Origin of the sequence: Acinetobacter sp. BIGb0196, from assembly GCF_011759595.1 — a bacterium.
Taxonomy (GTDB): Bacteria; Pseudomonadota; Gammaproteobacteria; order Pseudomonadales; family Moraxellaceae; genus Acinetobacter; species Acinetobacter guillouiae.
The window spans coordinates 1,867,171-1,893,826 of record NZ_JAAOZA010000001.1 but is presented as its reverse complement, the minus strand read 5'-3'; the positions used below and the strand labels follow the sequence as shown (position 1 = coordinate 1,893,826).

At 38.3% G+C, this 26,656-nt stretch carries 24 protein-coding genes; 14 read left to right on the top strand and 10 right to left on the bottom strand.

Annotated features, from left to right (window positions below):
* The first annotated feature begins 1 nt into the window (after position 1).
* Positions 2 to 832, top strand: a complete 831-nt coding sequence (locus FHR28_RS08595; RefSeq protein WP_166782370.1) for a TlpA disulfide reductase family protein — start codon at positions 2 to 4, stop codon at positions 830 to 832.
* A 57-nt stretch (positions 833 to 889) separates the two neighbouring features.
* Complete coding sequence (dsbG, locus tag FHR28_RS08590) at positions 890 to 1,639, top strand: thiol:disulfide interchange protein DsbG (protein WP_166782369.1); 750 nt, start codon at positions 890 to 892, stop codon at positions 1,637 to 1,639.
* Between the two features lie 137 nt (positions 1,640 to 1,776).
* On the opposite strand, the gene hpaR is transcribed toward dsbG, so the two are convergent.
* The 3 genes from hpaR to FHR28_RS08575 form a co-directional block, all read right to left on the bottom strand.
* A complete protein-coding gene (hpaR, locus tag FHR28_RS08585; RefSeq protein ID WP_166782368.1) occupies positions 1,777 to 2,208 on the bottom strand; it encodes a homoprotocatechuate degradation operon regulator HpaR in 432 nt (143 codons plus the stop codon).
* A 1,010-nt stretch (positions 2,209 to 3,218) separates the two neighbouring features.
* Complete coding sequence (locus FHR28_RS08580; RefSeq protein WP_166782367.1) at positions 3,219 to 3,599, bottom strand: hypothetical protein; 381 nt, start codon at positions 3,597 to 3,599, stop codon at positions 3,219 to 3,221.
* 19 nt (positions 3,600 to 3,618) lie between these two features.
* A complete protein-coding gene (locus FHR28_RS08575; RefSeq protein ID WP_034615602.1) occupies positions 3,619 to 3,957 on the bottom strand; it encodes a hypothetical protein in 339 nt (112 codons plus the stop codon).
* Between the two features lie 137 nt (positions 3,958 to 4,094).
* On the opposite strand from FHR28_RS08575, the gene FHR28_RS08570 reads away from it, so the two are divergent.
* The gene (locus FHR28_RS08570; protein WP_004719801.1) at positions 4,095 to 4,634 is read left to right on the top strand and encodes a LexA family protein; all 540 of its coding nucleotides are present in this window, start codon (positions 4,095 to 4,097) and stop codon (positions 4,632 to 4,634) included.
* 106 nt (positions 4,635 to 4,740) lie between these two features.
* On the top strand, positions 4,741 to 5,943 hold the full coding sequence (locus FHR28_RS08565; protein ID WP_166782366.1) for a winged helix-turn-helix domain-containing protein: 1,203 nt from the start codon (positions 4,741 to 4,743) through the stop codon (positions 5,941 to 5,943).
* A 132-nt stretch (positions 5,944 to 6,075) separates the two neighbouring features.
* On the opposite strand, the gene FHR28_RS08560 is transcribed toward FHR28_RS08565, so the two are convergent.
* Complete coding sequence (locus tag FHR28_RS08560) at positions 6,076 to 6,282, bottom strand: hypothetical protein (RefSeq protein WP_216076329.1); 207 nt, start codon at positions 6,280 to 6,282, stop codon at positions 6,076 to 6,078.
* 351 nt (positions 6,283 to 6,633) lie between these two features.
* Between FHR28_RS08560 and FHR28_RS08555 the strand changes: the two genes are divergently transcribed.
* The 4 genes from FHR28_RS08555 to accC all read left to right on the top strand — a co-directional run bounded on the left by FHR28_RS08555 (position 6,634) and on the right by accC (position 10,459).
* Entirely contained in the window at positions 6,634 to 7,950 is a 1,317-nt protein-coding gene (locus FHR28_RS08555) for a Y-family DNA polymerase (RefSeq protein ID WP_105712482.1), read from the top strand.
* Positions 7,951 to 8,185: 235 nt separating this feature from the next.
* The gene (gene aroQ, locus FHR28_RS08550) at positions 8,186 to 8,641 is read left to right on the top strand and encodes a type II 3-dehydroquinate dehydratase (RefSeq protein ID WP_004719793.1); all 456 of its coding nucleotides are present in this window, start codon (positions 8,186 to 8,188) and stop codon (positions 8,639 to 8,641) included.
* 17 nt (positions 8,642 to 8,658) lie between these two features.
* On the top strand, positions 8,659 to 9,078 hold the full coding sequence (locus FHR28_RS08545; RefSeq protein ID WP_004719790.1) for an acetyl-CoA carboxylase biotin carboxyl carrier protein: 420 nt from the start codon (positions 8,659 to 8,661) through the stop codon (positions 9,076 to 9,078).
* Between the two features lie 16 nt (positions 9,079 to 9,094).
* A complete protein-coding gene (accC, locus tag FHR28_RS08540) occupies positions 9,095 to 10,459 on the top strand; it encodes an acetyl-CoA carboxylase biotin carboxylase subunit (protein ID WP_004719789.1) in 1,365 nt (454 codons plus the stop codon).
* A gap of 115 nt (positions 10,460 to 10,574) precedes the next feature.
* On the opposite strand, the gene FHR28_RS08535 is transcribed toward accC, so the two are convergent.
* Positions 10,575 to 11,063, bottom strand: coding sequence for a hypothetical protein (locus tag FHR28_RS08535; RefSeq protein WP_004719787.1), 489 nt, complete (start codon positions 11,061 to 11,063; stop codon positions 10,575 to 10,577).
* A gap of 253 nt (positions 11,064 to 11,316) precedes the next feature.
* Between FHR28_RS08535 and FHR28_RS08530 the strand changes: the two genes are divergently transcribed.
* Entirely contained in the window at positions 11,317 to 12,792 is a 1,476-nt protein-coding gene (locus FHR28_RS08530; RefSeq protein ID WP_166782364.1) for a GGDEF domain-containing protein, read from the top strand.
* Between the two features lie 22 nt (positions 12,793 to 12,814).
* Positions 12,815 to 14,305 carry an amidase gene (locus FHR28_RS08525; RefSeq protein ID WP_004719783.1) on the top strand — a complete coding sequence of 497 codons (1,491 nt, stop codon included), beginning with the start codon at positions 12,815 to 12,817 and terminating at the stop codon, positions 14,303 to 14,305.
* Between the two features lie 206 nt (positions 14,306 to 14,511).
* Here FHR28_RS08525 and FHR28_RS08520 read toward each other — a convergent pair whose 3' ends face one another.
* The 3 genes from FHR28_RS08520 to FHR28_RS08510 are packed head-to-tail and all read right to left on the bottom strand — an operon-like array spanning position 14,512 to position 18,225.
* Complete coding sequence (locus tag FHR28_RS08520; protein WP_166782363.1) at positions 14,512 to 16,005, bottom strand: sulfite reductase subunit alpha; 1,494 nt, start codon at positions 16,003 to 16,005, stop codon at positions 14,512 to 14,514.
* Positions 16,006 to 16,017: 12 nt separating this feature from the next.
* Positions 16,018 to 16,608 (bottom strand): PepSY-associated TM helix domain-containing protein, encoded by a 591-nt coding sequence (locus tag FHR28_RS08515; protein ID WP_151957456.1) that lies wholly within the window; start codon positions 16,606 to 16,608, stop codon positions 16,018 to 16,020.
* A gap of 60 nt (positions 16,609 to 16,668) precedes the next feature.
* Complete coding sequence (locus FHR28_RS08510) at positions 16,669 to 18,225, bottom strand: DUF2271 domain-containing protein (RefSeq protein ID WP_166782362.1); 1,557 nt, start codon at positions 18,223 to 18,225, stop codon at positions 16,669 to 16,671.
* 101 nt (positions 18,226 to 18,326) lie between these two features.
* Between FHR28_RS08510 and FHR28_RS08505 the strand changes: the two genes are divergently transcribed.
* The 4 genes from FHR28_RS08505 to FHR28_RS08490 all read left to right on the top strand — a co-directional run bounded on the left by FHR28_RS08505 (position 18,327) and on the right by FHR28_RS08490 (position 22,499).
* Positions 18,327 to 19,223: a DUF4198 domain-containing protein gene (locus FHR28_RS08505; RefSeq protein WP_166782361.1), complete on the top strand. Its 897-nt coding sequence runs from the start codon at positions 18,327 to 18,329 to the stop codon at positions 19,221 to 19,223.
* Between the two features lie 563 nt (positions 19,224 to 19,786).
* Complete coding sequence (locus FHR28_RS08500; RefSeq protein WP_105712478.1) at positions 19,787 to 20,665, top strand: sulfite exporter TauE/SafE family protein; 879 nt, start codon at positions 19,787 to 19,789, stop codon at positions 20,663 to 20,665.
* A gap of 143 nt (positions 20,666 to 20,808) precedes the next feature.
* Complete coding sequence (locus FHR28_RS08495; protein ID WP_004719768.1) at positions 20,809 to 21,900, top strand: 3-deoxy-7-phosphoheptulonate synthase; 1,092 nt, start codon at positions 20,809 to 20,811, stop codon at positions 21,898 to 21,900.
* A 74-nt stretch (positions 21,901 to 21,974) separates the two neighbouring features.
* On the top strand, positions 21,975 to 22,499 hold the full coding sequence (locus FHR28_RS08490; protein ID WP_034615591.1) for a protein tyrosine phosphatase family protein: 525 nt from the start codon (positions 21,975 to 21,977) through the stop codon (positions 22,497 to 22,499).
* 113 nt (positions 22,500 to 22,612) lie between these two features.
* On the opposite strand, the gene FHR28_RS08485 is transcribed toward FHR28_RS08490, so the two are convergent.
* The gene (locus FHR28_RS08485; RefSeq protein ID WP_166782360.1) at positions 22,613 to 25,489 is read right to left on the bottom strand and encodes a M66 family metalloprotease; all 2,877 of its coding nucleotides are present in this window, start codon (positions 25,487 to 25,489) and stop codon (positions 22,613 to 22,615) included.
* Positions 25,490 to 25,856: 367 nt separating this feature from the next.
* The gene (locus FHR28_RS08480) at positions 25,857 to 26,585 is read right to left on the bottom strand and encodes a histidine phosphatase family protein (RefSeq protein WP_004719762.1); all 729 of its coding nucleotides are present in this window, start codon (positions 26,583 to 26,585) and stop codon (positions 25,857 to 25,859) included.
* Positions 26,586 to 26,656: the final 71 nt, after the last annotated feature.

Here is a 26,656-nt window from a genome sequence, read left to right as displayed (position 1 = left end):
CATGATCACTGCACAAGCAATTCATTTAGGACCGATTATGTTGCCATGGGGATTAACCATCCTCATGCTTGCGATACTGATGAGTGTGGTAATTGGAAAGTTTAGCTTTCAATATTTTGCTGTTTCAAATTTACAATGGTCTGCGTTTAAAGACTCGATTTGGTCTGCATTCTTGGTTGGCTTGTTATCTGCACGACTTGGCTTTGTCTTACTCAATTTAGATGTTTATTTAGAGCATCCAATTGAAATTTTGAAGATTCAAGATAAAGGTTTTCATCTTTATGTGGGAATTGCATGTGCTGGGCTATGGATAGTTTGGAAAAATCGATCTCTAAAGAAAAGCTTTATTGCACTATTCTTTGCAGCTTTTGCCCTGTTTTTCATTTCAGGTCAATATTTCTATCAACAGATACAACTGCAATACCAACAATTTCCTCAAGTCAATTTAGTGAATCTTCAGCAAGAGCATGTTGAGTTGACCCAATTCCTCGGCAAACCCACAGTAATTAATCTTTGGGCCAGTTGGTGTCCACCATGCAGACGTGAAATGCCTGTGTTAAATGATGCTCAACAAAGATATCCCAATGTGCAATTTGTCTTTATTAATCAGAATGAAGATGCCAAAACGGTGCAAACGTATTTGCAACAACACAAACTTAATTTGCATTGGGTTCTACTGGACTTTGACGATGTAACGGCACAAAAAATGGGAATGTTTGGCTTACCCAGCACCTTATTTTTTAATGCACAAGGCAAATTAATCGATACACATATGGGCGAACTTACCCATGCAGCACTTCACCAAAAAGTTCAAAGGATAGTTTCGGAATAATTTATTTCATTGGCATTGCTTAAAGAATTATTGCTTTTAACCTAAGGAGTCATATTGATGATTGATTTAAAAACACTCGGTATTTATTCGCTTGGTTTAGTATTAAGTGGCTCTTTGTTTGCTGCTGATGCAAATTTCCTTAAAAATAAATTGGAAAAAGAAGGTTATAACTTTGTTAAGCAAATAGATGCACCCGAGGGTTTAGAAGGTTGGACGGGCTATAAAGATGAATATCCATCGACAATCTTTATTTCAAAAGATCAAAAGCACTATATCGTTGGTGACCTATTTAATGCTTCAGGAAAAAATTTAACCGAAGAAGCGATTAACACCCATGTTAAAGGTGCAGTATTAGATGAAATTTGGAAAAGCCTAGAAAAATCAAGTTGGATTCAAGACGGCGATAGCAATGCGCCAAAAGTCGTTTATGTATTTAATGACCCAAACTGCCCCTACTGTTATACCTTTTGGCAAAAAGCACGTCCCTATGTAGATTCAGGAAAAGTTCAATTACGTCATATTATGGTTGGAGTCATTCGCCCAAGCAGTAAAGGACAAGCCGCAACGATTTTAAACAATGCCAATCCTGCAGAAATTTTCAAACAATACAATTTAAGCAACGGTAAGAATAAATTGGTGGAAATGAAGAGTATTCCTAAGGCGTTATCTGAAAAGTTAGATGAAAATACCAAACTCATGGATAAATACGGTTTTTATGCTACTCCTGCAATGGTATGGAAAGATGCAAAAGGTGAAATTCAAAGCCAGCAAGGCGCACCGAAAGACATTAAAAAGTTATTTGATTAAACAATGATAAAAATGAGTGATTAAAACCCACTCATTTTTGATTAGGGTGTTTTGTATATTTAAAATGAATTGAGTGACATGCAGTTTTACTTTAATCCCTAAACCATTGTTTCACTTGAAATCTGATAATTTAAAATTTATCGTGGTTTTATTTTTGAGAGATCGTTTAACAATTCCATAAGCTGCTGGACTTTCTCTGCACCATATTGTGTTTGAATATCTGTATAGCTTTCTTCCATTTTCACCGCTTGTGTCTCAAAGTATCTTTTACCTTCATCGCTCAGCTGAATCAAACTCACCCGTTGATCATGTAGGTCTTTTCGTTTCTTAATCAGATTTTGATCAAGCATACGATTTAAAATCCCCGTTAAACTGGGTCTTAAAATACATGCCAAATCAGCCAAGTGGTTATTTTCAAGTTCATCATATTGATAAAGTACAGAAATCACACGCCATTGCTGCTCAGTCAAACCCATTTCATTTAAAATCGGTCTAAAATGCATCATTGTAGCTTCTCGCGCTTGTAACAAAGCTAAAGTCAGAGATGGCGATACACGAATCGGTTTCATAAAAACCCTTTAAATAAAAATTTATAGAGAGATTAGGGTCTGTTGACATTTCATAAATGGCTTGCGTTGTAGGTTAAAATTGAGCAGGCAAGGCAGGAAACGAGGAGAATAGCAAGACTATTTTCGAGTTTCATAACGAAGGCTGAGATAATTTTAGCCACAACCCTGAGCAAGAACAAAGCACTGCTTTGTTTGCAGCGCAAGGCGCAGCGGGGACTAGCGTGTTTTTTGCCGCTACGTCGTTACGAACTACTTATTTAGAATGACTAAATTTCGTATTTCGTGCCTAGTATCGCCTAAAAAACACACGTAGTCGCAAACATAGACGAATTGTCAGCAGACCCTAAAAATTGATTAATTAAAGAATTTATTCAATACATATATTGCAATAGCCTCACGATTTGACTGATGAGTGAATTCATACAAATCCATATTCTCTTGACTACTAAATGATAATAAAAAATTTATACTGCTCATGCGAACAATCTTACACTAACAACATCTGCGCAAAATAAAAATATTGTGGTAATGCTTTTTGCATATCATAAAAAATCATTAATAAAATGAATGACTCACTTTATTTATATGATTGTAGTATATAGCAAAATTTTCAGCTTTTGTTCAAGTGCTTCGGCCTGTTTGGCTTTATGCACGATCATGACTTGTCTTTCTATTCTTTTTAAACATTCTGCTCAAAAGTAAACTATTGTTAATTTGTCAGTGTCTCTTTGAATGGTTATTTTTCTTTTTAATCGTCTTGCTATCTTTTTCCGATATTCAGGCAAATAAAATCCATAAAAAATGCATTAAAAAACTCGCAATTAAGCGAGTTTAGGGTGCGTCAATCATACGATTGACGCTTAAAGCCACACAAAATACAGACCAGGGAAAATCAAATCTTGTACTGCTTTAATGCGTCTATTATTGATCATTTTTTTAAAAACAACTTATCATTTTCAGCCAATTAAATATCATTTTCTGACTAAAATAAGGCTTAAATGACATTTTGTTTATTTCTTAATCGAACAAAATCGCTCAAGCGTCATTCCTGACTGCTCAATACTTTGCTTTTGTCGATCTAAAAAATTATTGGCGATCATCAACATCATGTTGGCCGTATTCAGTTCTAAATTTTCTATCGAAATCCTAGCAATCGCTTGATAAGCATCTAAACGTGAACAAAATGCTTTATGCTGTTCAATCGCAGTGATCGTGCTATGCGCTTCATCCAAGATATGTTTAGTTTCATTGACTTGATCAGTATAGGTTTGAATACGTTGGTCATACTGTTCTTGGGTGAGTTTTTGCGTGGATGGTTCAGCAAAACTTTGCGTGCTCAATCCACTACTCAGAACAATACTGCAGAGGGTCAAAGTAAATCTATAGATCATGCTTGAGCAAACCTTTTATTTATAAAATATCTGCTTTCCATACATCTTCGTATTCATCAGCATCTATCATAAATCTAAAGCCTTGTTCCAAAGCCAGATAAGGGATCGCATCAGGAAAAACCTCTTCAAGCTCTTTTACACTGATCACATCAAAAAAATCTTCACCCTCTTCCAACTCACCACCATAAATAAACCATGACACATTTTCAGCATCAGGCTGTTTACGTAAACCCACGATCGGTTCTTTACTTAAGGTTTGCTTAGCGATAGCCACGAGATCCGTTTCATTGACTTTGATATATCGAGAGTCAAATTCTTCACACACTAATTTCTGTTCTTCTACAAAATCTTGCAACATGTACATTTCCGAGCGATTGGATTTTGTCAAATTGTAAGCCGACAGTTTGACAATCACAATCAATTCACCAAAAGAATCTTGCATCACGCGTTTATTTTGTTAAACTTGATTATGTTACATTTTCAAGGTGAATCGTGATGCCGCCAAATTTGACTCCACCATCGAAGTTAAGTGATCGCTCTGTAAGGGAAAATTTTAAGACAATCAATTCTCTTCTTTCTATTATCGAGCCTATTTCAAAGCAAGATTTACGTACAATTGAATTTCGTAGCAACATCAGTATTCCCTATCCTTTGGAAACCGTTGCAGCAGGCTTTCCATCACCCGCTCAAGACTATACTGAAAAGAAAATTGATTTAAATGAACACTTAATTCATAACCCTATTGCAACCTTTATGTTAAAAGTTAACTCTTTATCAATGAAAAATGCAGGTATTGAAATTGGAGATGAAATTTTAATTGACCGTAGCCTAGAGGCTGAACACGGCGATGTTGTTTTGGCATTAATCAACAATGAATTTACAGTCAAACGCTTTATGCAAGTTAAAGTATCTACAGGAATTTATGATATTTGGCTCAAAGCAGAAAATCCTGATTTTCCAGATATTCACCCACACAGTGAAGAACAAATTATGATTTGGGGTGTCGTTACTTGTATTCTTAAAAAATTAAAATGATCATTGAACGTCATAGCCTTTGTTTGTGCTACTCATCTTCAAGCTTCATTTGCGATACCCACGTGGCAACCAAGAATCACTAAAAATAGGTTAAAAAATAATTGTTATGATTGAATCATTAAGACGTCTGGCACTCTCTCATCAAGGCCTAATTTCACCTGCTTCCTTTGGTACAGGATTATCTGGAACACGCCATGCGATTGAACATCTTGGCTATGTTCAGATTGATACAATTTCTGTAGTAGAACGTGCCCACCACCATATTTTATGGAGCCGCGTTCCAGATTATCAGCAAAGCCACTTAAATCAACTGGTCAAACAGCAGCATATTTTTGAATATTGGTTTCATGCAGCATCCTATTTACCAATGCAAGATTATCGCTATGCACTTCCTCATATGACATCGATTAGAAATGGTGAGCATCGTTATTTTAATCGCGGTGATCAAGCTTTTATGAATGAGATTCTGGCTCGGGCGAAAGCTGAAGGCAGTATTCGATTACGCAACATTGAACAAGGCAATAAGCAAAATTCAGGGGGCTGGTGGAACTCAAGTTTAGCGCGTCGTTCTATTGAGCAATTGTTTATGCAAGGCGATTTGATGATTTCTGAACGTAATGGTATGGAAAAAGTCTATCAACTGACCGAATATTGTATCCCAAGTCATCTTGATCTGAGTGTTCCTACACTAGAGGAATATGCCCGCTACTTGTTCAATACCACACTCCGTGCACATGGCGTGTTTGCATGGAAGCAATTGTTGCATTTAAAAGTTGGGCAAAAGATTCGTGAGGCAATGCGTGACATCGTCAATGAACAATTAGATGCAGGTGTGATCACCACTTTAGCTCAATTAGGCAGTAGTGACAAAGAGAGTCAAAATCTTTATATCCAAACCGATGCCTTAGAACAGATCCCGAATATTGAGTTAAAAGTAAAAATTCTTTCTCCTTTTGACAATCTGGTGATACATCGTGACCGTTTAAATACCCTGTTTAAATTTGATTATCGTTTGGAATGTTATGTGACGCCACCTAAACGTGTATTTGGATATTTTTGTTTACCTATTTTATATGGGGATCAAATTGTGGGACGTATCGATTGCAAAGCACATCGGGCAAAAAATCAATTTGAAGTCATCAGCCTACATCTTGAACCACAGCATCTCAATCATACTATTGCGGACCCAGCACATTTCTTTAGCGCACTAAACACTGAAATACACCATTTTGCCCAATTTAATCAATGTATAAATATAAATGAAGGTCTCCATAAAATCCTTGATGAAAGTAATAAACGATTCAAGTGATCGGCAACATAAGCTTAAAATCAAGACACTTAAAAATGAAGAAGCTTAAAATTCAAAATAGCTAAAATGACAAAACGCCTCAGTTGAGGCGTTTTGTCATTTAGAAGCTACGATTAAGATGAGTTCAAAGCCCTATTTTTGCTGAGGCTTGTGTTGGCTTTGCTGATTTTGTTGAGCCTGTTGGTTGGATTGTTGCTTTTGCTGGTTTTGTTGATTTGATTGTTGATCTTGCTGACTGTGTTGCTTCTGCTGCTGATTAGATTGGTTGGGTTGACCTTGTTGGTCATTCTGCTGATTCTGTTGCTGATTCTGTTCAGAGTTATGTTGTTGATTAGCCATTTTCATATCCATCCTTTTCAATATTGGGATATGCCGTACAAATCGACGACAACTGTTAATTTAGCCCTCTCAGTTTTCTATACAAGGATTGAGATGTTTCATTTTTCGACATTGTAAGCTGCAATTTAAGATATACCTTTTAAAAGAACCACTTCTCTATTCAGCATTTTTACTTAAATTACTTAAACCACTACGAAGCTCAACAGTGCTTAGTCAGTTTTGTCTCTCACTACATCGACTATTTAATCATCCAGCCTAAAGGATGAACAAATCCACACTAGATTTGATTTGAATTTATTTTAAACATCTTTTAATATTTCACTTGAATTTGCAACTTTTTCAAGACAACCCATGAGCGAACAAATTTTTGCTTTGATCGACATTAACAATTGTTATGTCAGTTGTGAACGCGTATTTAACCCCAGTTTAAATAATAAGCCAGTTGTCGTATTAAGTAATAATGATGGTTGTGTCGTTTCGCGAAGCAATGAAGCCAAGGCGTTAAACATAGATATGGCAATCCCTTGGCATGAAGTTGAACAACAAGCTAAAAAAGCTGGCGTGCTCGCCTTTTCAAGTAACTATGCTTTATATGGTGATTTCTCAGATCGTTTTTTTAAAATTTTAAAGATTTTTTTTAAAGATGAGGATTTGGAAGCCTACTCTATTGATGAATGTTTTATCAATCTCAGCTCTTACCAAGACTTATTCGATCTACAGGATTATTGTAGAAAACTCATCAAAACCATCCAAAAATGGCTTGGTCTGCCCTGTTGCATTGGTATTGGCTATAGTAAAACCCAAGCCAAGCTTGCCAACAATTTTGCCAAGAAACGTGGAGGCTTTGATAGCGTCTGTGACCTGACTGGTTTAGATTTATGCAGTTTTGAAGGCCTACTGCTTGAAACCAGTGTTGCAGAAGTCTGGTGCGTTGGACGTAAAACCAGCAAACGCTTACAAGCTTATAATATTTATAATTGCTATGACTTAACTTTTGCCAATGAACATTACCTTGCACGCGAGTTTTCAGTGGTCATTGGACGCACCATTCGTGAGCTAAAAGGTCAATCCTGCATTGCTTTGGACGATGCAGACATTCCCTCCAAACGCATCCTTTCCTCACGCAGTTTTGCATCTGCTCTAAACAATGTTGAGATTATTAAACAAGCCATTATTTTCCATGTCAATCGTGCACATCAACGGCTGAGCAAGCAACGACAACTGTGTGCAGTTGTGCATGTTTCCTTATATGAAAAAGTTGCACAGGCGCCCTATAAAAAGGCACAAAGCAGTGTCATTGGCTTGATGTATGCAACAGATGATTTGATGATTTTAACTAAGTCAGCATTACAGCAAATTGATGTTTTATTTAAAGAAAATTTAAGGTATGTAAAAGTTGCTGTGATGTTCTCAGCACTGCATAGCAAAAGCCAGCACATCAATGACTTATGGCATCCTGTAGACTTTATTCAGCAACGTGATCAGCTTATGGATACGCTCTCAAGCATGAAACAACGCTTTGGCTCAGACTGTATACAAGTGGGTTATCATTCCAACCAAGAAACATGGAAAATGCGTCAGCAAAATCGGTCTCCAAGCTATACAACACGTTGTAGTGAGATCTTATCTATTGACGATAGCCATATGGCTGTTACACAAATCAAATGAATAGTTTTGGTCACTCAGTTTAAAATGAACTCTCTGTAAAACATCTGCTAAAAATGTCATATTTTAACATTGCCATTTACAGACAAAATTAACATTATATAGCCCATACAAGGCACTGCGTTTCCGCGACGATTCAAAGAAAATATAAAGTATTTGTGGAAAAATATGCCATAATATGCAAACTTTGCAGACATCTTGCAAATTTTTTTGCGACTTTTGAATTGGAGCACTCTCAATGAGTTCGACCATTTTGGTCATTCACGGACCAAACTTAAACTTGCTAGGAAAGCGCGAACCTGAGGTCTATGGTCACCTCACATTGGATGACATTAACCAACAATTGAGTCTCCAAGCACGTCAAGCCAATATAAGTTTAGATACTTTTCAAAGCAACTGGGAAGGTGCTGTGGTCGATCGTATTCACCAAGCACAACAAGACGGCATAAAATTTATCATTATTAATCCTGCCGCGTTGACCCATACCTCAGTCGCTATACGTGATGCCCTACTTGGCGTTGCGATTCCATTTATTGAAGTACATCTTTCTAATGTTCATGCACGTGAAGCATTTAGACATCATTCTTATTTATCAGATAAAGCCGTTGGCGTCATTTGTGGTTTAGGTGCCAAAGGCTATTCTTTTGCACTTGATTTCGCCATCGAAAAACTTAAATCTTCAACCCAATCATAATTTAGGAATACGAACCCATGGATATTCGCAAAATTAAAAAGCTCATCGATTTGATGATCGAATCTGATCTTCAAGCAATTGAAGTGAAAGAAGGCGATCAATCGATTGCTTTAACTCGCCGTAATCCTGTGGTTGCTGCTGGTGTAGCACCTATTGCCCTCCCAACCGCTGAAGCGCCTGTAGTTAAAGCTGCCTCTCGTGGTGCAGTAGAAACGTCTCCAATGGTTGGTGTGTTCTATTCAGCACCAAGTCCTGGTGAAGCGCCCTTTGTAAATGTAGGTCAAACTGTTTCTGCAGGTGAAACCCTCGGGATCATCGAAGCAATGAAAATTATGAACCCAATTGAAGCAACTCAAAGTGGTGTAGTTGAAGAAATTTTAGTAAAAAATGGTGATGTAATCCAGTTCGGTCAACCTTTATTCCGCTACCGCGCGTAATACCTCGGGGGTTGATATGTTGCAAAAAGTTTTAATTGCAAACCGAGGTGAGATTGCGTTACGCATCACTCGAGCTTGCAAAACTTTAGGAATCAAAACTGTCGGCATCTATTCAGACGCTGATAAAGATTTGATGCATTTACGTTTTTGTGATGAAGCAGTGTGTATAGGTCCAGGTGCGAGTAGCGAAAGCTATTTAAACATTCCTGCCATTATTACCGCAGCAGAAATTACCGGCGCAGATGCCATCCATCCCGGTTATGGTTTCTTATCTGAAAATGCTGAATTTGCAGAAATTGTAGAAAACTCAGGCTTTATTTTCATTGGACCGCGTCCTGAACATATTCGTCTAATGGGAAATAAAGTTTCTGCAATTACGGCGATGCGTAAAGCAGGTGTACCAACAGTTCCTGGTTCAGCCCATGCAGTGACACCCAACAATGCGTTGGCTGAAGCCAAAGAAATTGGTTTCCCGCTGATTGTAAAAGCTGCTTCAGGCGGTGGTGGTCGCGGAATGCGTATTGTTGAACGTGTCGATACATTACTTGAATCGGTTCAAGCTGCACAACGTGATGCTGAAATGTGGTTCGGTGATGATACGGTTTATATGGAACGTTTCCTGCAAAAACCACGTCATGTTGAAGTACAAGTTTTAGCAGATGGTAATGGTCAAGCGATTCATTTATATGACCGTGACTGTTCTTTACAACGTCGCCATCAAAAAGTGCTTGAAGAAGCACCTGCACCAGGTTTACCAGAAGAAGCGCGTGCGCATATTCTTGAAGCCTGTGTCAATGCATGTAAGTTGATGCAATACCGTGGTGCTGGTACTTTTGAGTTCTTATTTGAAGATGGTGAATTCTTCTTTATCGAGATGAATACCCGTGTTCAAGTTGAGCATCCTGTGACTGAACAAGTGACTGGTGTAGATATTATTGAACAGCAATTACGTATCGCTGCGGGTCTAGGTTTAAATCTTCAACAAGAAGATATTAAAATCGAAGGTCATGCGATTGAATGCCGTATCAATGCAGAAGATCCGTCGACCTTCTTACCATCACCAGGTAAAATTGAATCATTCTATGCGCCAGGCGGTGCAGGTATCCGTTTAGATTCTCATATCTATCAAGGATATAGCATTCCTCCGTATTATGACTCAATGATCGCAAAGTTGATTTCTTATGGTAAAGATCGTGAAACTGCGATTGCCCGTATGAAACAAGCCTTAGATGAGATGATCTTAACTGGAATTAAAACCAATATTCCTTTACATAAAGATCTGATCCTTGAAGACAAAAACTTCTGTTCACAAGCAATGGATATTCACTACCTTGAAAAACACTTGTTAAAACAAGTTCAAGGACATGAAAAAGATGCTTAATATGCATCCTCTAATCCAGTAAAAAAACCAATAAAAAACCTCTGTAAAATCAGAGGTTTTTTATTTTAAAGCAAATTCTTGATTATTTAGACAAGCATCGATGCTTTAAATCAACTTAAGGCAAGACTCTGCGTAAAGTAGCAAAGCACTGATCGCCTTTGTCAGAAATACAAAAATTCAAGGTGTTCTTATTAATCCACTTTACAAAATATTGGGTAACTTCACCAGACTGATCTTCTTTACGCCCCGAACAATCTGTTTCATTATTTTCATAGCGAATTTGCATGATTAATGCGGGTGGCTTTTCCAGTGTATTATCGGGTGAAGGCTGATAATCAAACAGACCGATTGACCACTCTTTGGCACTATTCACCACCACTTCATTGGAACCGCGGAAATTATAATATTCTGTACATTTCTTATTTTCTGGAATTTCCATGCCCCATAAGCCTAAAATTTCAGGGCGAGTATTTATACGAATTGTACTTGTGGTATTGGTTGCAGCCACAGTCGCAGGATTGGTTGCTTGAGGTTGAACTGTTTCAGCGCTAACGTAAGGTGAAAGGCTAAGCAATAAAGAAATTATAAGTGCTGTTTTTTTCATACCAAGTCTGTATGTAATATTTCATCAGACATAAATTAGCATAGATTTAGAATAAAACATGTAAAATTAACCATATATGAACAATCTTTATTGTTTATTCTAAGCAAAAATATTTTTGTGACAGGCTCGAATTAAGGTAACTAAAACTATTGATTTATCGATATAAATAGATATGATTACTTATTAATACCTTAGCAGAGCCAGATAAAATATTGGCTTAGAGATTAATCCCTCTTTAGAATAGGTTCGCAAATTGCCTCGAGCTATCGCATATTTAAGTCAAGCACTTAAAGACAACATCTCTGCATTTTTTATTATTGCAATGATTATTTTTGTCTGCGCATTGGCTGGAATATTTGGTAGACCCTTATCCTTTCTTGCCATTTTTTGGCCCGCAAATGCTGTTTTACTTGGACTTTTTTTAAGGTTTCATCGCTTAAAAAATATAGGTGGGTGGATTGGCGCATTTACTGCCTTTATGCTTGCAGATCTGATTACGGGAAACTCTTTTTTAATCACCTTCTTTCTGACTTTAGCCAATCTATCTCATGCCTTGGTCACATTAGGACTGATTCGATTTTTTAAACTGGATTATAAACAATATAATAAAGGCTTAACATTTTTATACTTATTTGCAATCAGTGCCTTTGGCGGTTGTTTAGCTTCACCAATCGTCGCAAGTTTAACGGTCCCTTATTTACCAAACACCTTTATGGTTATGGATAGAATCTGGATTGATTTTGGTATGTGGTGGACGGGAGAAATCCTCAATGTCATTGCCTTTTTACCGATTATATTGGCAATCCCTGATAAAAAAACCATTCAAAGCCATATCCAACAATTTAAACAACAGCCTTTTCAGTACGAAAAATTTCTTCCACTGTTGGGAGTCGTTTTATCCGTCATTCTGACCCATTTTTTTCTGGGTCCAGGTGCGATTATGTTCCCCATTGCAGCATTGGTTTGGGCTGCACTAAGCTATAACCTATTCTTTGTCTCTATCATTAACTGTATTGTGTGTATGCTGCTCTATAATGCATTGACTGCATATTATATTGCTCAGTCACCAGATGCCTATTTGGGCACCACACTGTCTGTACGCATCGGTTTAATGATGCTAGCTTTAGGACCTTTAACCCTTGCAATTATCAGTTTAAATCGCCAAAAGCTTTATCACCAAATCTTATACTTAGCCAATCATGATGGTCTCACTACCACACTCAATCGTCGTTATTTCTATGAAGAAAGTGAACGTACCATTGCAGAGGATGTTGAAAAGCAACAAGCACACAGTGTCACGATTTTGGTTTTAGATTTAGATCATTTTAAAAAAATTAATGATCAATATGGCCATGTGATTGGCGATTATGTTTTGCAAGAGTTTACCCATCAAGTCAAAGCACAAATTCGTGCTAATGATCTATTTGGTCGCTTAGGTGGAGAAGAGTTTGCTATATTATTAAAAGATCTATCTTTAGAACAAAGTGTTGCCATTGCACAAAGAATTTGTAATAGCGTTTTCAATACCCCGATTCATTTAGATGCTCAGCGTAGCTTAAATATCAGCGTCAGTATTGGCTTAAGTTATCAGACTTTACCCTATTGCATACCTTTTCAACAGCTGATTAAACGGGCTGATGATGCTTTGTATTTAGCCAAGGAAAAAGGTAGAAATCAACTTTGTTTAGAAACCACGATCGAACAAAACCAAAAGATATTTGCCCAATAACTCAAAACAGCAAGGGAAAGCTATGAAATTTTCAGAATATATTCAATATGATGGTATCGGTTTAGCACAACTTGTACAAAACAAAGAAGTACAAGCACATGAATTATTAGAAATCGCAATTCAACGTGCTGAGCAGGTAAATCCTAAAATTAATGCGATCGTTATTCCGATCTATGAACACGCATTAAAAAATACCCAAAATTATGCGAATGGCCCCTTTTCAGGTGTACCATTTTTACTCAAAGATCTACATCAAGAATATGCGGGTGTCGCAACCTCATCTGGTTCTAAAGCATTTAAAAATGCTAAATATATTGCCAAAGAAAACTCAGAAATCGTCAATCGCTGGGTAAAATCGGGCGTGGTTACTTTTGGTTTAACCAATTCGCCAGAGTTTGGCATTAAAGGTATCACTGAACCTGAAGCTTGGGGCAGTTGCAAAAATCCGTGGAATTTAAAACACAATAGTGGCGGCTCTTCTGGAGGTTCTGCTTCTGGCGTTGCAGCGGGTATCGTACCAATTGCAGGTGCAAGTGATGGAGGCGGTTCTATTCGGATTCCTGCCTCGTATTGTGGCTTATTTGGCTTAAAGCCAAGTCGCGGACGTACACCTTGGGGACCTGAAATCAGTGAAGCAATGCATGGGGCTGCGATGCAACATGTATTGTGCAAATCAGTCCGTGACAGTGCAGCTATGTTAGATGCTACTCAAGGCTCAGATCGTACTGCTCTTTTCAATATCCAAAGCCCGACTGAACGCTACTTAGACATCATTGAAAAAGCCCCAAAACGTTTGCGAATTGGTTTTTCCACTGTTTCACCGATTGGAACCAAAGTTTCAAAAGATGCAGTACAAGCCATTCAAAAAACGGCCAAACTTTTAGAATCTTTAGGACATATTGTTGAAGAAGCAACGCCTCAAATTGACGGTATGGCGCTTGCCAAAGACTTTATTACCACATGGTTTAGCCAATGCGCTTATACAGTGAATCAAGTCAAACAGCGATTTGGTGCAACAGATCAAGATTTTGAATTAGATACACTGGCAATTGCCGCATTTGGTGCCAAAGCTTCTGCTGTGGACTATATCAACAATCTCAATAATTGGGGTGTTTATGTTGCAAGAATGAATCATTTCTTTGAGCGTTATGATTTATTTCTAATTCCGTCTACAGCTTCAATTGCACCGAAAAATGGCGAGGTAAAAACACCATCTTGGCAAGTTCCGATTTTAAAAGCCTTGCTCAAAGTTGATCAAGCCCACTTACTGGCAAAAGGTAAGCTGGTTGAGCAAATGATTAAAAATAATTTGCAATGGGTTCCATTTACCCAATTGGCCAATATCACGGGCTTACCTGCCATGTCAGTACCCTTATATTGGAATAAAGATAATATGCCCTTAGGTTCACAATTTATTGCACCTTTTGGACGTGAGGATGTATTACTACAACTGGCGGCACAATTAGAACAAGCGCAACCTTGGGCAGCTAAATATAAAGGTATTGCGATATAAATTTTATCTGCATGAATATTCACATTAGACATCTGGTACTGGTGTGAATATTTTTTGAGAATAGCGTGGCATTGCAAGCTTTTCAATCATACATATTCATTTCTATAGAAGAGTATAATTTCCATAAGTTATAAAGTTTGCTTTCGTAAGACTATTCTTAATTCGCTACTTTAATCATCTATATAGAAATGAGAAACATCACGCAATTAATATACATCCCGTAAGTAACGTTTTTGTTCAATCAACTGCTCAAACTGATCTTCACCTAAAATATCGATTAATACTGTTTCAACCCCTTGTGCCATCCCTTTTAAACTACCACAAATGTAAATTGATGCACCTTGCTCAATCCATTGTTTAAGTTGCGCTGATTTCTCCAATACACAATCTTGTACATATTTCTGATTATCTGTATCACGTGAAAAAGCATAATCAATTTGCGGCAGTACAGACTGTTGTTGCCATAGATTCAATTGATCTGCAAAGCCAAGGTCAATTTGGTACTGACGTTCGCCATAAATTAACCAGTTTTGCTGAAAAGACCATTCTGCGCGTTGTCGAATATGTGACATCAAGCCTGCAATCCCAGAACCATTTCCAATCAAAATAATAGGTTGATCATTTTGAACCAGATAAAATGCAGGATTTGAACGAACTCGACAAGAAATTTGCTCACCTAAAGCCAGTGCATGGGTAAGATAGCCCGAACCCAGCCCTAAACCTGTTTGATGAACTTCTCGTCTGACCACCAACTCAATCTGGCTTTGTGATGTAATACTGGCAATCGAATACTCACGAATCGGTAAGTCTTCTGCCTGTGCCAACCATTGCTCAAATGCCGTTGAATGCTGCATGGCATCAAATGAACGTAAATTCTTAAACCGCAATAATTCTATTGGATGATTAGCCTGAAACACATTTGAGTTTTGAAGATTAAAATGATCTAAAAACACCTTGATTTGTGAATCTGTATTGGCACATTGAATTTCAAGAATATCACCAGATTTCCAACATAATGCTTCAACTTGGGTAAACACAAGATGATACATTGGATGCCCTAAACTACCTTGATTTAACAAATGGCGTTCAGATAAAACCACAGAATGAAAAGGATGTTGTATCAATTGAACAGGTTGAGCTGAAAATTGCGGCAAAACTAGGTCAAGTTGAGTTTGCCACTCAGTCAAACCCATCGTAGGGTTAAGTTGATCAACACAAACCAACGAGAATAAAGCTTGTGCATGATTTTCTGTTAACCATAAATCCAATTGTTTACCAAAATTACAGAAATTTGCATAATGCGAATCACCAAAAGCCAACACCGCATACTCAATGTCATTTAAATCAAATGACTTTGTCATTACGTTTTTAACAAACTGACGTGCTGAATCTGGTGCATCCCCCTCACCATAAGTACTAACGATCCATAGAATCTTTAAGCTACGTTTAAATAAAGCGGCATTCACCTGTTCAATACTCAAGCACTGGACCAAATAGCCTGAAGCAGACAATTGCTGGGCTGTTTGTAAAGCAAAATTTTCTGTCTGCCCTGACTGACTTGCATATACAATCAAATATTCATCTGCATTTTGAGCTAAATTGCGCTTTGATTGAGGTCTAAATAAAAGTAACAGAAAAATGCCATGAAATATAAACAAGATTGCTAAAAATATAAGTACAGTCAGTACAGCATGTGTCATTGTTCTAACCTTTTATACTACTGTCCAAACCAGAAGCATCAATAGCGCTAAGCTGAATACCGTCAAGAAAAGATGTGTTTTTAAGCGAGTCTTAATACTTAAAAATAGGATATAGCCTGCCAATGATAAGATCGTAATGATGATTGCACTGATATCAATCAGCCAAGTCCATGCTTTACCCGCATTTTTCCCACGGTGCAAATCACTAATCAATGAAACGGTAGATGCGGGTTTAAGCGTAATTTCAGCTTGACCATTGTCTAAAGTGACCCAAATATCTGTTGAACCTGCTGGACTTGCCAAATGAATCATGACTTCATTGTCCATGACTTCACCACTCTTATAACGACCAATGACTGCATGATGTTGTCGTAGATAATCTACGATTTGAGTGCTTGGATTCTCTTGGCCTTTAATTTGAGTCAGGACATTTTCAGGCAAGCTAATCGTTTCAGTATTTTCATCTGTTGCAGGGGTAAACCATTCAGGGTGGTTTAAAATTAATCCCGTAACAGCAAAAAAAATTAAGACAATAAAAGCAAAAGCTGATAACCAACCATGCACATAACGTGCATGGCGGTAAAAATCTCGACGTTGATACACAATTAAATTCTCATCAAAATTTTCATCAAAACACTTATCCGAACAGGCATAGTCAGCAAATTAATTCACTTTCTGGAAATTCAGTTTGACGACACCGATTTCTTTTTGTGCAGGTAAATTTTGAGAAGAAGCTTTTGCTTTTACATCCAAGTTAAAGGTTTGATAAGAATGATCACCATGCTCACGTGAAGCTTCAACATGTATTTGATACTGCCCTGCATCTACAGTTTTACCATTGTCATCTTTACCATCCCAAGCCAGTTTATAATTACCCGGTTGGCGTGACGGTTTAGCAACTGCATCCAAGTTCGTTATTTGACGACCATAACGGCGCCACCATACATAGTTTGAATTAATCCATTTCGGGTCTTTGCCCCAAGCTGCAAGTGTCCGCACTAATTTTTTATCACTGTCGGTCACCCAGATCGAAATATAAGGTGCGCGATAATTTTCCACAACCAATTTGGGAATAACCAAATCGATCACCGCTTGATAACCTGCGGGCCATTTTGCTGAAGCATTTGCTGCAACATTGTGAAAATCTGCTTGCTGTGGCAGTTGAACCAACGCATTCCAACCTGTGCTTTGGTACGTTTCACCCGTTGAAAGTGTCAGTTGAGCTTCATAACCGAGCAAAGATTCGATCAGTTGCATGCCTTCTGCTGGCTTCATCACAGTCAAGGCTGTTGCTAAAGCATCTGCATCCGCAGCACATTTTCCAACGACTACACATTGTTCAACATGTTGGATTGGCAAACCTGAATATGGATCTAAAAGATGAGATTGACCAGCCAAACTACGATAACCTTGACCACTGAATGCGACTGCTTGGTCTTTTAAATTTAAAACTTGGCTTGGGGCTAGATTGTCATAGTGATGAAAAGCATCTTGTACACCAACATTCCAACCCGCTTGATTGGGTGAAGTCCCCCAAACGCGCATGTCACCACCGATATCCAGTAAAATACCTTTTAAATTAGGGACCGCTTGACGTGCTGCAATTAAAGCTCGATCAATAATATAGCCTTTTGCATAGCCATCTAGTGCAAAAGTAACTGAGCTATCCATTTTCACACTTTTTGTTTTTTCATCCAAACGAACACTGTTGTCTTGCAACTGCGAAAGCAATTGATCACGTGTACTTTGATCAATTTCAAGCACCCCATTGGCCTGTTGCCACATTGCGATCAAATTGCCTAAACGTGCATCAAATGCGCCACAGGTTTTACCACGCCAAGCTTCACATGCAGCGATGACTTGATACAAATCCGAAGATGCTGTGAGCTGTTTTTGTTGGTTAAGTTGTGAAATTTCACTGTCATCTTGCCAAGTAGATAACACTCGATTCAAATCAGAAATTTCTTTTTCGATTGCAGCTGTTGCACGCGCAGCATCTTGTTGCGAAGTTCCAGTAATCACCACATCTAAAGATGTACCTAAAACATGATCACGATGGAAGTGATGACTTTCCAATTCAATATTATTATTGCTTGCAGCAGAAACCTGCATTGTTTCTGCATAACTATGTAGTGGAGATATCAGTGCTAATGCCATGACCAGAGGCGAAAGACGAAATACAGCACGAGTTGAGGGTGAACGTCTGCTTGATGAGGACATACGGATAGTCTCTGAATTTTGTTAAAATAATATTGATAATGATACTTGTTATCAAGTACATTATGTAAAATATTTTAACTTAAGTTTACAGGACGCTTAAAATGAATCAATGGCTCAAAATTGCCTTGCTATCTGCATTACCCGCTGTTGGTTCTGCGCATACCATCAGCCCTTTTATTCTCCCTGAAGTTTTTGATACCAGCGCATCACAAAATATAAGCTTCCAGAGTTCACTAACCTTAGAAAAGTTTTTTGTTCCCAGCATTAACTTTAAAACCAGCTATCTCCTTACAAATCCTAAAGGTCAGCAAATAAAAATAAATCCTGCTGCCGAATTAAAACGCTTTAATGTTGCTGAGTTTGATCTTCCAAGTGAAGGGACTTACCGTATCCGTACAGATAATGCTTTAGGGAATAGTAGTAAATACGCCCTTATAGATGGTCGTTGGTTACGTATCCGCCCTGTACGTCCGCAAAATGCAAATGCTCAAGCGCCCAAATCTGAACAACAAAAAGCCGATGCTGAAAAAAAACCAGTAACACCACCACAACCGCCACGTTCAGTTTCAGCAGACCAAGTCCCTGCAAATGCACAAACCTTAGAGGTTAAAAACAATATTATTGCTGAAAGCTTTGTCACCAAAGGCAAACCAAGCCCTGTTCCAGCAGTCAGCAATAAAGGATTTGAAGTTAAGTTTTTAACCCATCCAAATGAATTGTTTGCTGGTGAATCATTAAAAGCACAGATTTTACTCAATGGCAAAGCTGTACCAAACCTTGAAGTTGATGTGTTTAAAGGCGCCAGTAGTTATGAAACCAGTGCACAACGTGAACAACCACATGTAAAAACCAATGCAAAAGGTGAAGTGGAAGTTAAATTTGAAAAACCTGGAATTTATTTGATTACGACTTCTTATCCAGAGGCTAATCCTGACAATAGCAAAAAGCCAGAAAGTGAAATTTTTACTTATGGTCTAACGGTTGAAGTTGCTGAGTAAATCCTATTAACATATGAATTTTTATTTAATAGATCTCTTGTGAAAGTAAACTTTACAACTTATGGAACTTATACTCTTCCATAGAAATGAATATGTATGTTTGAAAAGCTCGCAATGCCACACCTTATATTCAAAGTTTAAATAGCTTTGCGTAGGCGATGCCTCACTTTTCAGAGATGAAAAGATGACAAAAATCTTCCGTTAGGCGAGGGGTACGTCCTGTACCCCCGCCCAACGGCGACATCCATGTCGCCTCACGATAGAAAGACCAGCTACGTTTCATCAATATTTAAAAGTATGCAAGTATTGAATGCTCGTTTTTTGACTAACGCAGGAAGTCTAATACCAATATTAGTAATTCAACACGATCACTTTTTGATTCATCAAAAAGACCCAATCAAAATTTAGAATAATAATCAATTAGATAGATATAAAAACCTGCATTACGCTAAAGTTAAAAGACTTTAGCATTTTTTTGCATAAGCAAATCAACAATCAAGACAACCACTTATACAAAAAAGTCATAAGATATGCCTGTTTTTTGATATCTGGCAATATAAGTCATGTTTGGTCCTGTTGAGTTTATTCTAGCTGGCGTTTTAGTCGGCTTCTGTGTAGGTATTACTGGTGTAGGCGGTGGTTCACTTATGACCCCCATCCTGATTAGTTTATTTCGAATAGAACCCCACATCGCAATCGGAACAGACCTACTCTATGCGGCTATTTCTAAGTTTTGTGGCTCGATGGTTCATGCTAAAAAACTGAATATCGTTTGGCCGATTGTTCTCTGGTTAGCTTTGGGCAGTGTCCCTGCTTCATTTATCACCCATTGGGTTTTAGATAATTACCTCAGCAGTTCAACTCACTACAAAGCTATTTTAACCATGGTGTTAGGCTTTATGCTGACCATAACAGGCTTGTCTATCGTGTTCCGTTCTAGAATTGAAAAATTCTTTGCCAAATTTCGTGCAGAAAAACAAGATTTTCATGAGGCCAATAATTTCAACATTGAAGGCAAACGCACTTATGTTGTGATTATGGGGATTGTACTAGGCGTATTCGTGACCCTTTCTTCTGTAGGTGCTGGCGCATTTGGTATCATGGCACTGATCCTCATGTTTCCCAATTTACCGATGATTCGTATCATCGGTTCCGATGTGGTACATGCTGTTTTGTTAACCTCTGTTGCTGGTTTTGCACATATGACATCTGGCAATGTAGATTTTCATCTGCTTGGATGGTTGCTGGTGGGCTCAATTCCTGCAATTGTGGTGGGAACCTTGATCAGTTCTAAAATGCCAGAAAAAATGATTCGCAAGGTTTTGGGGATCACCCTATTTGCCTTGGGTATTAACTTTATCTTAAACCCAGTTAAATCCAAACCTGTAGAAAAACCACAGGCTGCAATGGTGATGCCATCCGTCCAACAACCGCAGGTTTAAAATTAAGCTTTTATTGATAACTAATAATTATGAATTGACCGTAAAGTTTTAATGATTTATTTATGACAAAACTTCGGCCAATTCGTGTTATATTCTGACCACTAAAAATACTTTCTGTATGTTTCTAATACCCAGTGACGGCAATGAATACATTAAATTCAAATCCAATTACTCAATCAGATATTGATGACGTGAATGTCCAAAGCATTCAAACGCTGGTAACCCCAGCGGAACTTAAAGCTGAATTACCATTAAATGAAAATGCCTACCAAACTGTACTTCATGGTCGGGAAACTGTTCGTAATATTTTAGATGGTAAAGATAAACGTCTATTTGTTGTGATTGGCCCTTGTTCTATTCATGACCCTGTTGCAGCACATGATTATGCAAATCGTTTAAAAGTATTAAGTGAAAAAGTAAAAGATACTTTATATATCATCATGCGTGTTTATTTTGAAAAACCTCGTACAACCGTTGGTTGGAAAGGTTTGATCAATGATCCAGATATGAATGATTCTTTTAATATTGAAAAAGGTCTACGTTTAGGTCGCAAACTATTGCTTGAGTTAAACGATAAAGGCTTACCTTGTGCGACTGAAGCGCTTGACCCGAACTCACCACAATATTACCAAGATCTTATTTCATGGTCTGCAATTGGTGCACGTACAACGGAAAGCCAAACGCATCGTGAAATGTCTTCTGGTCTTTCTTCACCTGTAGGCTTTAAAAACGGTACAGATGGTGGTTTAACCGTTGCAACCAATGCCATGCAGTCTGTTAAACATGGTCATAGTTTCTTGGGTTTAAATAACGAAGGCCAAGTTTCAGTGATTCGTACCAGCGGTAACCCTTATGCACACGTTGTATTACGTGGTGGTAATGGTAAGCCGAACTATGATGCGGGCTCTGTTGCTGAAGCGGAAAATGCGTTAGCAAAAGCCAAAGTAAGCAATAAAATCATGATTGATACCAGTCATGCTAACTCAAATAAAGATCCGTATTTACAACCGCTTGTGTTGAAAAATATCACCGAACAGATTTTAGATGGCAATAAATCTATTGTCGGCATTATGGTTGAAAGCCATATTAAAGGTGGACGCCAAGATATTCCTGAAAATCTGGCTGATTTAGAATATGGTAAATCGGTGACTGATGGTTGTATCGATTGGGAAACCACTGAAAAAGCGCTTCTGGAAATGGATGCAGCTTTAAAAGAAATTTTACCAAATCGTTAATTAATATAAAAACGCCATCTACATAGATGGCGTTTTTGTTTATGATGTTATTAAACATTTTCTGTAAGAATGCTATGAACGAACTTGAACAAGAACTCTGTCAAATCGCAAACTTCCAGTTTGTCCATGAACACTTACTGACTTCAGGTCAGCCGAGTGCTGAACAACTGAAACAGATTAAAGAATACGGCGTAGATACAATCATCAATCTGGCATTTACAGATGCCAGCTTACACCTTGAACATGAAGATAAAATCTGTGCTGAGTTTGGGCTCAACTACATTCAAATTCCAATCCATTGGGATACACCAGCAGATGATCAATGCTTATTTGTGTTAGATTTGATCGCGCATTTGGTACAGGAAAAAATTGTTTGGGTACATTGTGCAAAAAATATGCGGGTGAGTTGTTTGATGTATTTATATCGCCAATATTATATGGATATCGATATGCCAACCGCACAAGAGTTGATGCATCAAATTTGGGAACCCAATGAGACTTGGACCGGTTTAATACATGCTGTTGCCTTACAACTGCAAGGGCGTAAAGCCACTGAAGATTTACAACACTCTTTGATGAATGCGGATCAGTTTTCTTAAACCAGCATAACAACAGTTCAATCATTGATGCATTTAAGTAAAATCATCAACATGAACAGAAATAAGCGCCTTATGGCGCTTATTTTATGGTGATAAATTAATTTTTGATTTGCTTACTTGATCAATAGTTGCTTGATCAAAGCTAAATTTTCAGCACGGGTTGCAGCCAAAATCAAACTGTTATTGGCAGTAAGATTTGTCCATTTTTGATTTCCACCAGTACCGCAATTATAACTAATCAAACGTGCTCGGTTATTGCTTAAATAGCCATATTCCAAATCAAAACATTTTGAACCTTGCTCGATACGTTGCAGTGTGGCATTCATCGCCCACACTTGGCTTGCTGCATCATGGTTACATGAGCTTAGATTAATCACTCCACCCTGATTGGCTAAACACTGATCCATATATTTTTTGCTGTGGATTTTACCCATTGCATCATAAATCCACTGTTCAGTGTCATCACCCGTACAGCCGCTCTTACCACTGATATAAGCATTCAATTTGCCATTAGACAGTGTTTCAACTTTTAGACAATTTGTCCCGTTTTTAATGCTGGAAACATGGTTTAAATTGAAATCAGTACTTAGTTCCAACTTTGCCACAAACTGATTAAATGCCTCAATTGCTTCAACATTGCCACTTTCAAGATCAGTTCGATATGCATTTATCCAACGATTTAAACGGTAAAGTTTAATTTGCTGTTGGGTATAACGGACCATTTCTGTTTGCGCGTCCGCTGACAATTCAGTTTTAAATTGACGGTAAGAGTCAAATAATAAGCGTGAATCCGCATCAAGACTGACCACCTCTTTACCTTTATTATTCAGCAAAGCTTGTTCAAGTTGTGGCATTTCAAGTGTTCTTAATGCCGAATACTCTGCTTCTTTGCCAATAGAAACAAAAGGTGCCATTGCTTGTGTAGTGACTGGAATATTGATATTCGACAATTTCACTGCTTGCTGGCCTGCTTTTTGGCAGTAAAGATCAACATTTTGAGGCGTATCACTTTGCGCAAGGTTGATATGGAATTTGTTGGCATTGCTACCTGAGTTTACTCGTTGTGGTGCAAGTGCAATATTTTCTACTTTGTTGGCATACTGCACATTTAACCAACAACTTGCAGCTGTGCCAGCCGTGTTGGCTTGAGGTAGATTAAAGACATTACCCCAATTGCCTCGTGCCGCAGGATAAATAATCCCGACCTGATTAACTGGATCATAGCCACCTAAAATCGTATAAACAGGCACACTAAACAAACGCGGTTTTAAAAAGTTACCATCGGCACTGTTATACCAAACATTGCCTGAGTTTGGCGTTTTGGGTTGTGCATCAACCATTTCACGTGTTGCTGCATTCCATTTTTTATAGCCTGTTGTAGAGTTTGGATCCCACACGTATTTATCAAAAGCAGGTTGAATTTTTAACCACATACTATAACCAGTATAGTGGGTATATTTGGAAATCGAGCTAGCGCTAGATCCACCACTCATGGCATCCCAACCATAGGCATAGAGATTTTGGAAGTTTGGTACACCATTACTGCCATCACCTAAATTGGTATTGCCCCAATTTAAATTGCCACGCATTTTATTTCGAAATGCAATGTATCCCCAACCGCTGTCCGCATGGTGTGCAGACCAGAAATAATTTGTAGGACTTCCACTTGTTTCGACTGAGCCAGGATAATGCCCTAAACCATAGTGATGCCCGATTTCATGGCTAAATTCATTCCCCACAGAATCGATCAATGTCAAAATACCATTTCCACCACTTAAGCCATGATTGGACTCGCCATTGGCATATTTACCTCTGGCATGATGAATCACCACACTTTGAGTCACTTGTGGTTGCTCTTGGCTTTGCATCGATGAACTGGTGACACCCCAGTTCGCTAAGTTAATTCCAACACTAAATGTCGATTTAGCGGTGTTTTCACGCATATCTCCATCATAGACGCCACCATTGGTTGCACTGACAGAATCGTAAATGACACCACTTGCAACCATAACCCGATTAAGCTTCATTTCATCATATTTGCTGACAATCATTTTTGCAGCAGGGATAGTTTGGAAATAATCGGTTCCTGCTTTTTCAGGTTCCAACAGCATATAGTGACCATTGGATTTAGGCGCATCGGTCAATAAACCTAAACGAATACTTTGCACCACCAACTCGCCTGGTGCTGCAAAATCAATATCTGTCGCAGCTAAAGAACCACTACGATTGTTTACAGGATCGATAATACGGATGGATAATCCTGAACGTACCTCATCCCACTTTAACGCTACTGACCACGCCTGTTTAGAGTACATCACCCGCGCTCGATCATCCTGATTAGATTGATCTGAAGCAGCAAGACGTGAAGGCTCTTTTAGATTTACGGTACGTATCAGTTGGTTACCTTGATAGATTTCCGCTTGTAATTTATCAACATCTCCCATCGAAACCAAAGGTGTAACCAATAACAATGCATCTTTCTGCGTTGTTAAGCGTGGCATTTTATCCTGTTCATTATTCTTCGGGTTTACCACATGACTTTGGGCAAACTGTAGCATTGCAGCAAAGTTACCATTTAAATCATTGCGCAATAAGCGATTTCCACCCTGTGCATTAAAATCATAAAAGCCTAATACACTGCTTGAGATTTTATTTTTAACTGGTTCTGGATATTTTTCTACTACAGGTGGTGTTGTGCCTGTACCACCATTTGAGCCACCCGAACCGCCCTCAGGAGGCTGAGTCGTACCACCGTTTGAACCGCCCGAACCATTCTCTGGAGGTAAAGTCGTACCGCCATTTGAACCCCCTGAACCGTTGTCTGGGGTTTCTGGTGTACCATCTCCTGGTAACTCATTTGTACCATCGCCAGGGTTTTGCGGTATATTCGATGGCTGATCATTTGTAGAATGGCTATCACTACCGCCCCCACATGCAATAAGCATTGCTGAAAGCGTACAAATTGTTAAATATTTAAACCGTAATTGCATCACATATCTTCCCCATATTTATAACGACTTATCTCTATCCTTAGTTTCTGAGATTAAATTAAAATAATTATATATTTCAATTATTTAAATATATCACATTGTTTATAATCATGTGATTTTTATTTAAAAATATAAAAAGGACATATTGCTCTAAATTTTACTTTTATGGATTTATTGAGTTTTAGGTTGTTATTTATCTGCACCGTGGTGCTATCGCGTGGCGACAGGGATATCGCCAATTGTGTGTGGGTATGCGGGGATACAGATTTAGTAGCGCAAGATGGGGCATCGCCTACACAAAGGGAGAAAGAGCTTTCAATATCAATATGATTCGCTCAACATAATTATTTTTTAATTTAAAAAGCAACTATTGCTGAAACTCTCGTATCGACAATTCACCACGTTCGCCTCGCCAAATCCATTTTAAATGACTATCTGCAAAACGCTCGCCTTCAAACCAAACAAATAGGCCTTCCATCATCTCTGGCCAGTCACTTTGACTGATTTCAGTACGTTTTGAAATCACCGCAATAATCGCAGCAAGAATCGTATCGTGGCTCACAGCCAAACTAATACCGTTGTTTAGCGTAGGATGTGTTTCATAGATTAATTCAAGCACATCCACCACACCCGTAATCGGATGTTTCATACCAGGTAAGGCATTATTTACAAAACTATTGATAAAACCTAAAGCACCTTGTGCTCTAAAATAAGGAGCAGCCTGTTTAATATCCAGCACAAAGCTTCCCGGCTCAACCAATAAGCCCTTTTCTACAATTTCGATGTGATGGGTATTCGGATAAGGAGAAATTCCGTCAGCGCCTTGAATCATCAAAGCCGCGGTATCGACACAACGCTGAATGGGGCTTGAAATACAATGTTGGATCACACGATCCGTATTTTCAATCAAATAACAACCCCAAGCTTGCGCTAGATCACGACCTTGGGAAGTTAATTGCAGATCATAACCTGCCAGCCCCTGCCCATTCACAACCTCACGAATTGAATGACGCGTGAATAAGGTTACAGGTGTTTTCGCATCGGGCAATAAATCTATTGCTTTTAGCATACTGTTCGGCAATAAATCTAAGGCCATATCAACTTAAAACTCATTTTTATACAAGCTTACTATAACATATGCAGCCAAGCGCTCAATCTAGGGTCTGT